Genomic DNA, 14668 nt, shown 5'->3' on the forward strand with positions numbered 1-14668 from the left:
CAGGAGCTTGGCAATTTCGCTGACATGAGCTTGCAGCTGCTGGTTTTGCTCGGGGGTCATGGCATCTATTCTCTGCGTCCTACTCCTCTATAGTGGTTTTTCTCTCGCTAAATGATGACGCACTCCCAACCGCCAATCGTACCAATCAAGGCAAAGGGAATCGCCAGCAAAATGATGAACGGCTGACGAAAGGACCCCAACTGTAGCACCAGCACGGCAAACACCAGGAAGATAGCCAGTCCCAACGACTGACCGGCAGAACCAAACGTCTCAGCCTGGTCTTCTGTTTCACCGCCAAAGCTGTAGCGATATCCCTGGGGCCAAGTCTGCTGCATTTCCTGAAGTTTTGGCTCCAAGTCTGCCAAGATTTCACCGACGGTCCGACTGGTATTCTTAGCAAGGACGGTCGCCGTCCGCTGCCCTCCTCGGCGGGCGATAGAGAGGGGCGATTCTGCCTGCACCGCGTTAACCACTGCTCCGGCAGAGATCACCGCTTCGTCGGGATTGTTGGTAAAGAAACGTGTCGCCAGCAGCTCATCCCGGCGAGTTGGCCCCCCCACTTGCCCCTGGCGAGAAGGCCAAGCCGTACTCAGCCGGATCTCTAGATCTTCCTGATCGCCACCGATGGCGTAATCACCGACATCAATGGCGCGGGTGTAGTACTGAGCCTGGGCTGATAGTTCATCTTCGCTCAAATTGTAGAAAGACAGCTCTTCCCGCTTAGGCACCAAGCGCAGGTCTTGCTGGAGTGCCCCCAAGCTGTCACGTACATCCGTAGCGCCGGGTATTTGTCGCAAGGCGTTTTGCACCTCTTGAGCAATTTGCCGTAATTGACTCAGCTCACTACCGCTAATTTCAATCTGGATGGGGTCGCCGCTTTGACCTGACTGCTGAGCATTCAGCACAAGCGTCGCGCCTGGATATTGATTCACGGCAGTTTCTAGCTCTGGACGTAACTCTTCCAGGTATTCAAAAGACAGCTGATCCCGTTCATTCTCAGGTAGGAAGGTCGCTGAAAAGCCTACCAGATAGCTCCCTGTCGTCGGCTGTAGCTCTCCTGAAGCGACCAAGTTGCTGCGCTGTCCGACATACTTGATGACGCTGTCGAGGTAATCTTTCTCACGCAAAATTTCGCCCAAGTCATCGGCAACCCCTTGGGAAACCGCTAGGGTGGTCGTAGGTGGCAGTTCCACGTTGACGCTGAAGTTGCGCTGATCGCCTTGGGGAAAGAATTCAACGGGGATCTGACTGAAGGAAGCCATCACGCAGAAAAATAGCGCCAGGGTACCGAGTACCCAAGCCCAGGCAGTTTTGCGATTGCGAACGGTGTGGTTAAGGCTCCAACGCACCCAGCGGCGGGAGGCAGTCTCGCTCAAACGATCAATGCGGGACTTTTTCTCAGCTCCCTTCAGATCGGCCAGTAGGTAGCGTGAGAGGGGAACATCAATGAGTATGGCGATCGCAAAACTCAGCACCAGACAAATAATCGCCGTATAGGGCAGCAGCTGAATAAACTTGCCTAGCGTACCGCTGATGGCCAGCAGTGGAAACAGAGCCAGAATGGTCGTGAGCTGACCGGCAAAAGCAGGTGGAGCATAGGTTTTCACCGTTTTCAGAGCGGCTTGGTTAAAGCTCATCCCCTGAACAAAGATAAACTCATGCATTCCCTCCATCATCAGGATGAAGACATCCACCAAAATGCCCAGCGCCAGCACCATGCCAATCAGCACCATGTTGTTCAGCGTCTGCCCGGTCAGCCAAAGCACCGCCATCGCTCCCAGAAAGGTCAGAGGAATCGATAGCCCAGCAATCAGAGCTTCGCGCCAAGACAGGGCAATAAACAAAATCACAAATACGGCTACCATGGCCTGTAGAGCGTTGACAAACAGGTTGCCGAGCTGTTCCCAGATAATGTCTGCCTCGCTGGCAATGACGCTATATTCCATGCCGCTGGGCCAGTCATTGGGATTCTGCTGAATCTGCTTTATAGTAGTCAGGACGCTATCAATGACCTCAATTGAGTCCTGCCCAGGCACCTTTTTAATCCCGACGCTGACCACAGGCTGATAGGGTTCACCCTGATTGCTAATAAAGGCGCGAGTTTCCTCTTGCGCTAACTCTCGCCGGACGGAGGCTAGTTCTTCTAAGCGCACGACTCGACCTTCTAGACGGGTAATGGGCAGCTCGCGCAGGTCTTCCAGATTCCGAAACCGAGCATAGAAGCGGACCTGCGAACCAATTACGTCACTCTCAATTTCCGCTAGCGGCACATCTCGGTTAGCCGTGCGGATCTGATTGGCCACAGCTGTCGGTGAGATCCCTAGAGTCGCCAGGCGAAAAGGATCCATCTGCACGCTGATGACCTCTTCGCGGGCACCACCGAGATTCACTTCGCTGACGCCTGCTACCTGCTCTAGACGGTCCTGAATGCTTTCGGCGGCTTGAGAAATCACGGTGGTGTCGATGTCGCCAAACAGAGCCAGGGTCAGAATGGGCGCATCGTTGACTGAAACCTGCTCGACTACCGGCTGGTCAGCATCCTCCGGCAGCTCCGATTCTGCTTGGGAAACGGCCTGACGCAACTCCTGCACTGCCTGATCCGGATCGGCCTCTGAGGTGAATTCAACATTGATCACAGAGAACCCTGTGTAGGACGCACTCTGAATCTCGCTGACGTTTTCCACTGAGGTTATTTCAGTTTCAATTTCGCTCGTCACCTGCTGCTCAATAGTTTGAGGGTCAGCGCCTCCCCAAGTGGTTGTGATGGTCGCTACCGCAATATCAATATCGGGGTTGGACTGCTTGGTCATCGAAAAATAGCCCAAGATGCCGCCCACGACCATCAGCAGACTGAGCAGAATCGCAAAGATGGTATTTAGAAAAAAGAACCGAGCCAGTCGTGGCGTTTTACTGACGTTAGGGGCATTGACTGGGAGATCGGGAGACCGACCGTTATTCTGGGCATGGGTATTCTTTAAGTGGGGTTTCACTTCGCTCATGATTCGCTCTCATTGTCGCGGCCATTATCGCGGTCAACTACCTGAACTGAGGCTCCGTCCACTAGGCGATTCTGGCCTTCCGTCACGACAAGTTCTCCAGCGGTCACGCCGCTCGCGATCGCTTGCTGAGTAATGCCTGTAATCCCCAGCTCAACCTGACGCTGCTCAACGATGCCCTGATCCGGATTGACCACAAATACATAGGGCACCTGGTCTCGTCGCACCACAGCATTGAGGGGCACTACCACAGCGTCAGAATTTTCGGCCACCGCAATCCAGGACAAGACCTGCTCACCGTGCCGAATATCTTCAGTCGTCGTTGGATTCAGCCGAATTCTAGCTTCGATTGCCCGCCCCCCCGGACTAACAGCGGGATTCACTGCAAAGACTTCACCCCTGGCGCGAGCATTGGCGATGAGCGTTTCTCGGTAGGTCTCTGCTTGAGTCACCGAATTGTTAATATCCGTTTCCGAAGCCACAAAGGCATCCTGGCCTACTTCTACTCGTTCCCCCGTTGGGCCTGCCAGCTCAACCAGCACCTCGTACTGGCTAGGGTCAATAATCACCATCGGAATGCGCTCCAGAATGCCCTGGTAGTCGCCACCCAGCTGAGAGGTCACAATCTGCGGGGTGAAATATTCCCCCTCTGTAATGTTGAGGTAGGCAATAATGCCGTTAAAGGGAGCGTAGATGCTAGCCCCTTCGAGAGCGATTTGGGCCTGAGAGAGTCGCGCCTGGGCCGTTGTAATAGAGGACTGTCGCGCCTCGACCTGCTGCTGAGCGGCGGTGACCTGGGCCTGGGCCGACGTCACCTGCTGCCGAGCCGATTCGACCGCTGCGCGAGCGGACTGTACCTGGGCTTGAGCATCGTCTAGGGTATTTTGCCGCTGGTCAAATTCCAGCGCGGAGACCGCCCCTTGATTAACTAAAGACCGATATCGTTGGACGTTGGTCGCTGCTAGGTTGCGAGATGACTGAGCGTTTTGCAGCTGGGCTTGGGCCTCCTGCAGCTGGGCTCGGGCCTGGGCGACCTGCGACCGGGCCCGAGCCACCTCAGCAGAGGCTGCGGCTCGCTGCTGCTGAGCTTCGGCGACGGCGGCTTCTGCTTGACGGACATCAGCCACTAGCTCACGATCATCGACGCGAGCTAGCAGTTCGCCTTCGGTAACGCGATCTCCCTCTCGCAGCCGTCGGCCATCGCGGTCAGCCAGATAGGTAACATCGCCTTCGGTATCAAAGGTTAGGTGCTGATACTCGACCGCCCGTGCCGTGCCTTCGCTAGAGACCCAGGCGCGAATCGGCTTTTGCTCAGCCGCCACTGCCCGGACGGATAAGGGAGCCGTTTCGGTCACCGCGGGCGGCTCATCCTCTCGCAGTCGAATGAAGGTAACGCTTCCGACCGCTACCACTAGCCCCAGCACCGGGATTAGCCACCAGTATTTTTTAATGCCTGACTTCTTTTCTTCTGAAGAGGGCTCAGCTGCCTCTTCATCGGCTGAAGGTGTGACCGTTTCGGGGGGTTGCTCGGCAGGTGCCTTTTCAACACGGCTGGCCGATTCAGGCTGAGATAAATCTAACGTAGGTTGGGATGAGAATCTGTCTTGGGAGGTCATGGGAGCAATAAGGGGTCGCAAATGGATGGATTTAAAGGGCTTATTTGGTTAACAATCCTGATTAAACAAATGCTGAACAAAGCCGAAGCTTCTCAGGCTTTATTCAGTTCTATAGATGCCTCTAAGACTTGTACGATATAAGCGCTAGCTACTTCTCAGCTTGCAGTGAAGAGAACAGAAGCACTACTTATTTTCGTTTTCAAAAGGCGGTCAAAGCATCTTTCACGGGAGGGATGCTCATATGGGCTGGCCTCAACCTTTTGTGATAGAAGAGCTGCCCATCCCATGTTCTAGAACATAGATCAGCTCGTCAAAAATTTGCTCAACTGCCTGCATATCGATCTCAGGTGCTCCTTCACTCGTAAGCTGTTCAGGATTCAGCCCTAGCCGCTGAGGAATAAAGTATCTCAGGCCATCTGCCAGCGTATTTATGACAAAGGTAGCGAGATCTGGGTCTATGCCAGAGTCAATATCTCCTTGGCTGACTCCCTGCTCTACCAGACGGTAGACATAGAGTAAGGATGCAGATTGAATCTGCTTTAAAACCTCATCACGGAAGGGGACATTGCCGTAAACTGCACGATTGATAATTTGACTTAGGGCCGGGTGGGACAGGTCAAACTGAGCGCTTTCTCTGAACAGCCAGCGCAAATAGGCAAAGAACCCAATCTCAGGTTTTGGAGGACGAGCCTGTTGTAGAAAGTCAATCTTCTGCTGGTGGGCTAGATTAACTAAATATAAGTACAGGTCTTTCTTATCTTCAAAGTATTGATAGAAGCTGCCTTTAGCTATTTTTGCCTGCTTTACCACGTTGGAGATCGAGGCAGTATCGTAGTCGTAGCTAGCGAATTCCGCGATCGCAAGTTCAGTAATCAGCTGCCGCTTTTTGTCAGGCAGGTTGAAAAACGTCTGGTTAGGCATATCAGGTAATCTTCCATGATGACCAATCAGTCACGTGACCGATAAGTCACATTATAGACGCAGTTGTGCCGAACTGCTACACCTTCTTTAAATTTCACCTTGAGGACAGGCGCGATCGCGTCTACATTCAAAGTCACCGTCGAAAATCTTGCGCCTGGATTATTAACCTACTTCAGCAGCGGTGGCTCGGCGCTCAGGCGTTCTTTCCAGCGGGCCAGGCGGGGATCGTCGGGCAGGGCTTGCTGCCACATTTGCAGCCAGGATCGGGCCCCGTCGCGCTGCTTTTGGGCTAGCAGCAGCGTAATGTAGGCTTCGGAAAATGCGCTGAATTCCATAAAGTGAAAGCGATCGCGCTTCAAAAACGGTTTCAGCAGCGCCTCGGCAGCATCGAGCTCGCCCGCGTCGATCAGCGCCTCGGCCCGCGCCGCTCGGGCAAACAGGTAGTCGGGATAGCGCTCAATCACTTCGTCGATGAGGGCCTGAGAGTCTGCCTCGCGGCCCTGGATGAGATAGGCCATAGCCAGATTATTCTTCAGGTCGGGCGCGTCGGGCTCCAGCTTTAAAGCTTCCATAAAAAGCGCTTCGGCGGCTTCCGCCTGGCTTTTAGTCCTTTGGCGCAGCAGCGGCGTGCCCTGCGCTAGCAGCTTTTCGACTTGCTTAGAATGCTCATACATCAGTTCGCCGTGAAATTCGTAGGCGAGCAGCATCAGCTCACGCCATTCGCCGCCCATCCAGAGCCTGACCTTATCCTTGGCAAGCAGCCCGACTTCGACAGCGAGCATAGCGGCCTGATAGCGCATCTGATCGGTACCGCTCTGGCTGAGGGCAAAGTCTTTGACCATTTCCAGCAGTTCGGGCGATCTGATTTGCGCGGCGTTGCCAAATACAAACTGCTGCCCGGCGGGACCCCCGCGCTCCAAAATTCGCGGGAATAGGGTTAATAGCTCTGGATGACGGCTGAGAAAAGCCCTGATCTTTGGAACAATCTGGTCAACGGTGGTCAACGGCTTGGCTGTTTTCAGAGACTCCATCAGGTCGGCTGAGGCTTTGGGCGGCAGCCAATATTCCCAGCTATAGGGCCAGGCACCGTGACGCTGGCTGGCGGGCTTACGAATATCGCGCAGGTTATCAGCGGCTAGATCTAGGCTGGGCTGGAGTTCCAGGGCTTTTCCCCACTGCGCGATCGCGGCCACCCGGTCGCCCGTCCGGGCCAGACCCACCGCAGCCAGGTGATAGAACATTGCCCCGGCTGGGGAGTCAGCCACTCCCGCTGCCACAGCCTGCTCGAAGACTTCCACCACACCTGCGTCGTCGGCCAGATAGCTGAGCCCCTCAAGCTTTTTGGTCCAGCCGTCCCAGGCGTCGGCCTGGCTGGCCTTGAGTCGTTCACCGTAGGGCTGGGCGGCCTCGGCCTGTCCCACCACGACCCGATAGTGAACCAGATTGGAGAGGGCATGGATGTTGTCTGGATCGCGCTCTAGGACATGCTGGGCGATTGCGATCGCGTCTTCCGCATCGCCCTCTAGCCAGCTAATCAGGCTGAGATTGTTATGAGCTGACAAAAAGTCAGGATGTAGGGCTAGTACCTGATTTTCGGCCTCGCGGGCAGCCGCATAGTCTCCCTGCTCCAGGTAAGCCTGCCCCCGCTCATGTAGAATAGCAATCTCTTTGCCGTTTGCCTGAGTTAGCCCCATCTCTTCTAAAACACCCGTGAGCTGAGGTGTGAGCTGCTCAAGCGTTTCTTTAGCTTTGGCCGCAAGCTCATGGTCAGGCGCGATCGCGACAGCCCGTTCAAAAGCTTCCAGTGCCAGCAGCGGATGCAGGTTATGGAGGTATGCGCTCCCCAGCTGAAAGGCACTACTAGCGTCATTGGGAGCCGCCCTGCACAGACCTTCACAGGCTTTTTGGTAAAGCTGCATATTGCCAATCTCAAAGCTAGCCTCTGCCATGTATCCCCAAATTTTTTTATGCTGAGGCTGCTGCTCAACAAGAGTCTGTAGAACTTCAAGGGCATCGATCCAGTTTTCTTTCGCGAGATAGGCTTCGACCCGACGCAGCTCTGACTCCAGATTTTTGGTGCCAAAGCCCCAAGTCCTCAAATTTGCTGGCTTCTTTTTACGCTTAACCATATCAGCCCGTTTGCAAACTATTCGGAAAGTTAGCCATAGTCTATCGCGGCAGCGCTCTGCCGAGCCACTTTTAAGTAGCCTCCTGTCCAGCAGCTTAGGCCAATGTTTGGATGAGAGAACACTATTGCCATCGCGGTAAATTTTATGGTACAAATGAACTATTCCCTCAATTCAAATCTATGGCTTTCCCTATTCCCGGTGACGCCATTGAGCCGCACCTGAATCTGAACCAGTACCTAATTGACAGCCCAGCCTCGACTTTCTTCTTTCGGGTTGGTGGAAATCACAAAAGATGTCAGACGGGAACTCAGGAAGTTCAGCCCGGCGATTTGCTCATCGTGAACCGAGCGCTAGATGTGGGTCATCAGTCGCTCATTGTCGGCATCATCAATGGAGAGTTTATCGTTTCAAGGGTGCAGAAACGAGCAGGGAAATGGGTTCCCTTGACGCGTGAAGACGATAATGCCGAACTGTCCTTGACAATTTGGGGAGTGGTCATTGTGATTGTTCGCAACGTTAGCGCGGCGCCGCTATGTTTGGCTTAATCGACTGCAACAACTTTTTCGTGTCCTGCGAACGGGTCTTCCAGCCTGAGCTAGAGGGCAAGCCGGTGGTGGTTCTTTCCAATAATGATGGCTGCGTTGTCTCTCGTTCCAATGAGGCAAAGCAGATTATCCCGATGCAGACAACGCTGTTTGCCATTCGCCATCTGGTCAATCAGGGCAAAATCCACGCCTTTTCATCCAATCCGGTGCTCTATCGAGATATGTCCCGCCGGGTAATTGCCACGCTGGAGCAGTTCAGCCCTGAGGTCGAGCAGTACTCAATTGATGAAGCGTTTTTGGGGCTGCATAGGTTCCCAGCAGATTCGCTGACAGACCGCGCCCAGCAGATTCGCAGGCGGGTCCACCAGTGGACGGGTATCCCGGTATCGGTAGGAATTGCCAGCACAAAAACGCTGAGCAAAATTGCGGCCCATCTGGCAAAGCGCGATCCTAGCCTAGAGGGGGTCTTAAACTTAGAGACCGTTGCCAGCCTAGAGGGGCTGCTGACGCAGGTTGAGGTGGGCAAAGTTTGGGGAATTGGGCGCAATTCAAAAGCAAAGCTCAACGCAGCGGGAATTGTTACGGCCTGGCAGCTGCGGCAGGCGGAGGACCGCTGGGTGCAAAAGCACTTGGGCATTTTGGGGCTACGCACGATGCTGGAGCTGCGCGGTACGGCCTGCTTTGCGATTCAAACGGTGGAGCCCCAGAAAAAGATGCGCATCGTCTCGCGCTCCTTTGGCCATCTTGTGACTGAGCTGGCCGATATTAAAGAGGCCGTGGCGACCTACACGACACGATGTGCCGAAAAGCTGAGGCTGGATGGACTGGCGGCGGGCTGCCTCAGCGTCTCTATGCGCACCAGTCGGTATCGCGACAGTCATCCCTATCAGGCTGCCCGTTCGGCGGTGCTAGAGCCACCAACCAACGATACGGCTGTCCTGATTCGCACCGCTATGCGGCTAGCGGAGGCGGCCTTCGAGCTGGGCTATGAATACCAGAAGGCAAAAGTGATCGCGACTGAGCTGGTTGCGGTGAATGAAATTCAGGGCAATCTGCTGGCAGAACCGGTGGATTCGGAACAGCAGGTGCGGCTGATGCAGGTGATGGACCGGCTCAACCGCAGATTTAGCTCAGATACGATTAAATTCGGGGCACTGGGCCTGAGCCCAGACTGGAAAATGAAGTCAGCCTATTTTTCTCAGCAATACACAACAGACTGGGAGGCGCTGCCCCAGGTCGAAGTTTGGTCCGCACCGGGTCATTCATTTCCGATAGACAGGTAGAATTAGCACTAGGGTGAGCACTAGCAAGCCCTGAGCCGATTTCTGGGGGTCTATGCAGGCAATCTGGTCAGAGAATAAAAAAATTATTGGCCTGATCGGAGCTGTCGTTGGAGCGGTATTGCTGCTTGGCTTTCTTTTGCCCACGGATGAATGGGCAGTTAAAATTAACCAGTGGCTAGAGTCGCTCGGCCCATGGGCGCTACCGGCTTTCGTTTTAATCTATGTCATCGTCTCGGTCTGCGGCCTGCCTAATGTTGTTTTTTTGCTGGTGGCCGGAACCGTTTTTGGTTTTTCCAATGGAATATTTTCGGCGTCAATCGCAGATACGACCGCAGCGGTTGCCTGCTTTTTATTGGGTCGTACGCTGATTCGCAAGCAGGTAAAATCGCGGGTTGAACAAAGCTCCCAGTTTTCAAAACTAGATCGCGCAGTGGCTCAAAAAGGCTGGAAAATTCTGTTGCTCAGCCGTCTAGCACCAATGATTCCCTCCAATATTCTAAACTACGGGTTTAGCCTAACCCAGGTTAAGTTCTGGCAGTACCTGCTATGTACCTGGGTGGGAATGCTGCCTGTGATCGTCTTTTATGTCTATCTCGGCTATTTCGGCATGAGTCTGTTGGGTCAAAACTCGACCCCCCAGGTGCTGATGCTACAGGTTGGAGGGGTCGCGATCGCGGTTATCGCCGCGATCTACGCCACAAACCTTGCCCAGCAGGCCCTGTCCTCTGAAGAGAGTGACCGTTAAGGCCGGTAAGCCCCTCAGATTGACATCGGTGAGCTCAGAATTGCCCCATCGCTGTTTACAGTAAGCGGGCTGCGAGAGGGGGGTTAGCGCGCCAGAAGATTTTCCAGACTACCGGGCAGTTCCTGACCCTGTTCGGGCGGCGGCAGCTGAGATTGGTCGTCATGCCGTCTTCGGTGAGGTTGACGTGCTAGACTAAGAGCAGTCAAGAGCTGGGTAGCGTGCTGTTAGCTTGAGCGCAGGGCGCATGCTATCTAGGGGCTGCCTATGCTTCACCCCAAGGCACCCCCCAAAATATCCTATGGCAGATAGTCCTTCTAACTATGACCTAGCCGTCGCGGCTTACCGGGAGAGCTGCGATCGCAACAATCTCACCTTTAGGCAGCCGGTCGAAGCCTTTTCCAAGCGCATCGATAACGTCATCTATATGCGCACCAGTTCCGTTGGCTATGTGGCCAGATACGACATCCGACGGCGGCAAATTCTGGTCTAGCTGGCTTGCCGCCATTGCTCACCCGTTTAACCCGATCAGAGCCCGCTCGTTGAAGGCTCTGATCGGGTCCCGCTGGCTTAAATTCGCGCCCTTGACCCGTTCCTGATACCCAGTCTTGAAATCATGCTTGCAAAACCGACCTACGTGAAAGAACTGCTGAGCCGATATACGGCTGGACAGCGAGATTTTCGGAATCTAAACCTGATTGCCGCTAATTTGAGAAACCTAAACCTAAGCGGGGCCAACTTCAGCGGCTCCAATCTAGCCAAAGCCAATTTGACCGGGGCCAACCTGAGCCAGGCCAACTTAACCGATGTCGTGCTAACCGGGGCCAATCTGACAAATACCAACCTGACTCGGGCAAACTTGACCAACGTCAGCCTGAATGACGTTGATTTAAACCGGGCGATTTTGCGCAGTGCTATTATTCCTCAGTCATCCTAGACACTGAAAATACCGTTATTTTTAAATGACCCCAGAAGCGATTCGGCAGCTTTCCCAAATTAGAGACGAATTTAACACCCTATTCTCAGCGGCGATTGGATTGCCGGTCAGCATTACGAAGGGAAGCTCTCATTCTAGCAATGCGGCTAAGATTGCCTGGGAAGATCGTCACCACAGGCAAAACTATATTTGCCTCTATGCCTGCATCGCACCCGATGAGCTGCTGCCAGACCGTCCCCTCATCCTCCGTCTCGGCGTCAACAAAGGATTGGGAGTCGAAGCGGCCCGGCGGGGTAAGAAATCTCAGCAGACCAGCCAGAAGCCGCTACGATTTGAGCTCACCCTTTTACCCGATGAAGTCCTCAAGGTTGTCCCCTGGGTGATCAGCCTGCTACAGTCCTACGATCAGGGTTCAAGTTTGGATATCGCCCCACCCTGTCGGCTCAATTTTGATACCCTCGACCAGCTGGTACGGCAGGGAGCCTGGACCCAGCGGGCAGCCTGCCGTACCCAAGCGCATGCTTCCCAGGCCCTTGAGAATGTTGATTTTGAGTTAACTGACGAACGGCTGACTAACGGTTGACCAACATACGTTAGATTTATGGGCATTCAGCCCTTTTCGATTTTTCTGCGGTGTGATGACGGCTGCTCGATTTAGAAAACGCACGGCTCCGATTTTAGCGATACTGCTGGGGCTGCTTCTATGTGGCGGAATGCTTCAGGTTGGCGTGGGTTTGTGGATCGATCATAGCTGGTTTTCTGCCCTGGGCTATGGCCGGGCCTGGCGGCTCAACCGGGCTGCTCCCTGGGGCTTAGGAATAACCGTTTTTGTCAGCACTGCCCTGTGGTTAGCAATCAATTTGCGGGTCGCCTGGCCTAGGCCAAAGCAGCACTGGCGGGGGCTGATCGTCGTCGTCGCCAGCGCGATCGCGGCCGCTGTGACAATGTCTCGCTGGTTTCTCGTCCTGGTGGCGCTGTTTCAACAACGAGTGGGCATTGCCGATCCGATTTTGCAGCGCGACATTAGCTTTTATCTGTTTAGCCTGCCGCTGCTGCGGCAGCTTCAGCTGTGGGGTTGGCGAGTCGGCGCTTTTACCCTTTGCCTGATCGTGCTGTGCTACAGCGTTCGGCTACAGCGGCTGTCGGCCCGGGCTCAGGAGCGGCTCGGCCGTCAGGCCCAGCGGCATCTGCTGAGCCTGGGCGGTCTGATTTTGCTATTGCAGGCGGCCGGGCACTGGCTGGCTCGCTATGTGCTGATGTATTCCAATCGCGGCGCTTTTGCCGGGGCCAACTATACCGATGTCCATGCCCAGATGCCGGTCGATGGGCTGCTGGCCGGGGTCGCAGTCGCTGCCGCGATCGCGCTATTTTACCTTGCCCTGTTTGCCCCGGAGCTAGTCTATCTCAAATTTTCTGCGGGCCAGCCAGAGTGGTACTGGCAGCCTCAGCAGATGACGGCACTGCTGCTCGTGTTGGGTATCTATGGGCTGATGGCGCTGGGCGGGGGCGTCATTTACCCCGACCTGGTGCAGCGAATTGTCGTTGTCCCTAACGAACTAGAGCGCGATCGCCCCTACATTGAGCACAATATTGCCTTTACCCACCGGGCCTACGGCCTCGGCGAGGTCGAAGTGCGGTCCTTTCAGGTGAAAGACAATCTCACCTCTGAAAGCCTCAGCCGTAACCAGGCCACCCTGAAAAACATCCGGCTGTGGGACAATGAGCCGCTGCTCGCCGCCTACCGACAGCTCCAGGAAATTCGGCCCTACTATCAGTTTCCCAGCGTCGATGTGGACCGCTATCCGATTGGCGGCAGCCTGCGCCAGGTCATGCATTCTGCTCGCGAGTTGGACGATGACCTGATCCCCGAACGGGCCCGCACCTGGGTTAATGACCATTTTTTCTATACCCACGGCTACGGCCTAGCGCTTAGCCCGGTCAATGTTGTGACCGAAGTAGGGCTGCCGGACTTTTTTATACAGGACATCCCACCGCGCGCGACTAGCCCGGCGGCGGCGGCGGCATTTCCCCTGGACAATCCGGCGATTTACTTTGGCGAACTCACCGACCACGATGTATTCGTTAAGACCAAGGCCCAAGAGCTAGACTATCCCAAAGCAGAAGCTAATATCTACGCCACCTACCAGGGCACGGGTGGGCTACCGATTAGCCAGTTCTGGCAGCGACTGGTCTATGCCTGGCATTTTGGCGACTGGCAGATATTGCTCAGTCAGGAACTTACCCCCGAAAGCCGCTTTCTATTCCGGCGGCAGCTCAGCCAGCGGGTAAAAACCTTGGCTCCCTTTTTGCAGTATGACCAAGACCCCTATCTGGTAATAGCCGACAGCGGCCTTTACTGGCTGATCGACGCCTACACGACCAGCCGCTACTATCCCTACAGCGAACCCACGCCAGATAACGAGCTGAACTACATTCGCAATTCGGTAAAGGTCGTGGTAGATGCCTACAACGGCAGCGTGGACTTCTATCTGGCCGACCTGCAGGATCCGATTATCGGGCTCTATCAGCGGATCTATCCCAGCTTGTTTAAGCCATTAGCCGCTATGTCGGCAGAGCTGCGATCGCACATTCGCTACCCCAACGACCTGTTTGAGGTACAGACCCAACAGTACGCCACCTATCACATGAGCGACGCCCAGGTGTTCTACAACAAAGAAGACCCTTGGCAAATTCCCGATCAGCTTCGCCAGGGAAACCGACCGGGCGGTGAAGGGGGCAGTTCCAACTGGCTGCTGCGGCCAGATACGCCCAGCCCACCGCCCACGTCTAAGCCGATGCCGCCCCACTATCTGATTTTGGAACTCTCCGCGATTGAGGCCGCTGGCAACCCTGATCGCGCCGCTCGGCCTAGTTCCGACCCCAGCGCAGAGTTTGTCCTGCTGTCGGCCTTTACTCCAGCGAATAAGCAAAACCTGATCGCCTGGATGGTGGCCCGCTGCGATGGCGAAGCCTATGGCAAACTTTTGGTCTATCAGTTTACGCGAGAAAGCCTGGTATTTGGTCCCCAGCAGGTAGAAGCCCGGATTAGCCAGAACCCGGCCGTGGCTGAGCAAATCTCGCTGTGGAACCAGCAGGGCTCTCGGGTAAATCGGGGCAATCTGCTGATTATCCCGGTGCAGCAGTCCTTAATCTATGTCCAGCCGCTGTACCTAGAAGCCGAAGACAGCAAGCTGCCCGAGCTCACCCGGGTAATTGCGGTTTATCGCGATCTCGTGGCGATGGAGTCCAGCCTGGAACAGGCCCTGAAAGCGCTGTTTGAGCCTTCAACTGAAGATGTGGCCGTCTCAAGGCGGTAACTCGCCCCGCTGTTTCAGAGCAGCAAAACAATCCTATCGCCATGTTTACAGGCAATAAGTGCAAACTCAGCTGGGAAACGGCATGGCGCTGGCTGGCCCCGCCGCAGTCTAGCCGAGATAGCTGCGAACAATATGCCAAAAAAAGGGTCAGGCCTTCCGACCCAACCCCTTTTTCATGTCTG

At 54.9% G+C, this 14668-nt stretch carries 11 protein-coding genes; 7 read left to right on the top strand and 4 right to left on the bottom strand.

Annotated elements, in window-relative coordinates; genetic code table 11:
• Nucleotides 1-107 precede the first annotated feature (107 nt).
• The 4 genes from IQ241_RS07820 to IQ241_RS07835 form a co-directional block, all read right to left on the bottom strand.
• Nucleotides 108-2999 carry an efflux RND transporter permease subunit gene (locus tag IQ241_RS07820; RefSeq protein ID WP_228021486.1) on the bottom strand — a complete coding sequence of 964 codons (2892 nt, stop codon included), beginning with the start codon at nucleotides 2997-2999 and terminating at the stop codon, nucleotides 108-110.
• Nucleotides 2996-4612, bottom strand: a complete 1617-nt coding sequence (locus tag IQ241_RS07825) for an efflux RND transporter periplasmic adaptor subunit (RefSeq protein ID WP_228021487.1) — start codon at nucleotides 4610-4612, stop codon at nucleotides 2996-2998. The genes IQ241_RS07820 and IQ241_RS07825 overlap by 4 nt, the downstream gene beginning before the upstream one ends.
• 252 nt (nucleotides 4613-4864) lie before the next feature.
• Complete coding sequence (locus IQ241_RS07830; protein WP_193905866.1) at nucleotides 4865-5533, bottom strand: TetR/AcrR family transcriptional regulator; 669 nt, start codon at nucleotides 5531-5533, stop codon at nucleotides 4865-4867.
• Between the two features lie 167 nt (nucleotides 5534-5700).
• Complete coding sequence (locus tag IQ241_RS07835; RefSeq protein WP_193905867.1) at nucleotides 5701-7662, bottom strand: tetratricopeptide repeat protein; 1962 nt, start codon at nucleotides 7660-7662, stop codon at nucleotides 5701-5703.
• 179 nt (nucleotides 7663-7841) lie between these two features.
• Here IQ241_RS07835 and IQ241_RS07840 point away from each other — a divergent pair, with 179 nt between their 5' ends.
• From IQ241_RS07840 to IQ241_RS07870, 7 genes are all read left to right on the top strand, one after another.
• Nucleotides 7842-8207, top strand: coding sequence for a S24/S26 family peptidase (locus IQ241_RS07840; protein WP_193905868.1), 366 nt, complete (start codon nucleotides 7842-7844; stop codon nucleotides 8205-8207).
• Entirely contained in the window at nucleotides 8195-9490 is a 1296-nt protein-coding gene (locus IQ241_RS07845) for a Y-family DNA polymerase (RefSeq protein ID WP_193905869.1), read from the top strand. Before IQ241_RS07840 ends, IQ241_RS07845 begins: the two co-directional genes overlap by 13 nt.
• Nucleotides 9491-9542: 52 nt before the next feature.
• On the top strand, nucleotides 9543-10235 hold the full coding sequence (locus IQ241_RS07850) for a TVP38/TMEM64 family protein (RefSeq protein WP_193905870.1): 693 nt from the start codon (nucleotides 9543-9545) through the stop codon (nucleotides 10233-10235).
• Nucleotides 10236-10533: 298 nt separating this feature from the next.
• Nucleotides 10534-10725 (top strand): hypothetical protein, encoded by a 192-nt coding sequence (locus IQ241_RS07855; protein WP_193905871.1) that lies wholly within the window; start codon nucleotides 10534-10536, stop codon nucleotides 10723-10725.
• A gap of 123 nt (nucleotides 10726-10848) precedes the next feature.
• On the top strand, nucleotides 10849-11169 hold the full coding sequence (locus tag IQ241_RS07860) for a pentapeptide repeat-containing protein (protein ID WP_193905872.1): 321 nt from the start codon (nucleotides 10849-10851) through the stop codon (nucleotides 11167-11169).
• Nucleotides 11170-11194: 25 nt separating this feature from the next.
• Entirely contained in the window at nucleotides 11195-11752 is a 558-nt protein-coding gene (locus IQ241_RS07865) for a hypothetical protein (RefSeq protein ID WP_193905873.1), read from the top strand.
• A 55-nt stretch (nucleotides 11753-11807) separates the two neighbouring features.
• Nucleotides 11808-14486: a UPF0182 family protein gene (locus IQ241_RS07870; RefSeq protein WP_193905874.1), complete on the top strand. Its 2679-nt coding sequence runs from the start codon at nucleotides 11808-11810 to the stop codon at nucleotides 14484-14486.
• Nucleotides 14487-14668: the final 182 nt, after the last annotated feature.

Source organism: Vasconcelosia minhoensis LEGE 07310, assembly GCF_015207255.1.
In the GTDB taxonomy this organism is placed as follows: domain Bacteria; phylum Cyanobacteriota; class Cyanobacteriia; order Phormidesmidales; family Phormidesmidaceae; genus Vasconcelosia; species Vasconcelosia minhoensis.

Excerpts from the sequence above, each read along its gene's own strand:
- IQ241_RS07860 (WP_193905872.1), top strand. The coding sequence starts at position 10,849 with ATGCTTGCAAAACCGACCTACGTGAAAGAACTGCTGAGCCGATATACG.
- IQ241_RS07830 (WP_193905866.1), bottom strand. The coding sequence starts at position 5,533 with ATGCCTAACCAGACGTTTTTCAACCTGCCTGACAAAAAGCGGCAGCTG.
- IQ241_RS07865 (WP_193905873.1), top strand. The coding sequence starts at position 11,195 with ATGACCCCAGAAGCGATTCGGCAGCTTTCCCAAATTAGAGACGAATTT.
- IQ241_RS07870 (WP_193905874.1), top strand. The coding sequence starts at position 11,808 with ATGACGGCTGCTCGATTTAGAAAACGCACGGCTCCGATTTTAGCGATA.
- IQ241_RS07855 (WP_193905871.1), top strand. The coding sequence starts at position 10,534 with ATGGCAGATAGTCCTTCTAACTATGACCTAGCCGTCGCGGCTTACCGG.
- IQ241_RS07850 (WP_193905870.1), top strand. The coding sequence starts at position 9,543 with ATGCAGGCAATCTGGTCAGAGAATAAAAAAATTATTGGCCTGATCGGA.
- IQ241_RS07845 (WP_193905869.1), top strand. The coding sequence starts at position 8,195 with ATGTTTGGCTTAATCGACTGCAACAACTTTTTCGTGTCCTGCGAACGG.
- IQ241_RS07835 (WP_193905867.1), bottom strand. The coding sequence starts at position 7,662 with ATGGTTAAGCGTAAAAAGAAGCCAGCAAATTTGAGGACTTGGGGCTTT.
- IQ241_RS07825 (WP_228021487.1), bottom strand. The coding sequence starts at position 4,612 with ATGACCTCCCAAGACAGATTCTCATCCCAACCTACGTTAGATTTATCT.
- IQ241_RS07840 (WP_193905868.1), top strand. The coding sequence starts at position 7,842 with ATGGCTTTCCCTATTCCCGGTGACGCCATTGAGCCGCACCTGAATCTG.
- IQ241_RS07820 (WP_228021486.1), bottom strand. The coding sequence starts at position 2,999 with ATGAGCGAAGTGAAACCCCACTTAAAGAATACCCATGCCCAGAATAAC.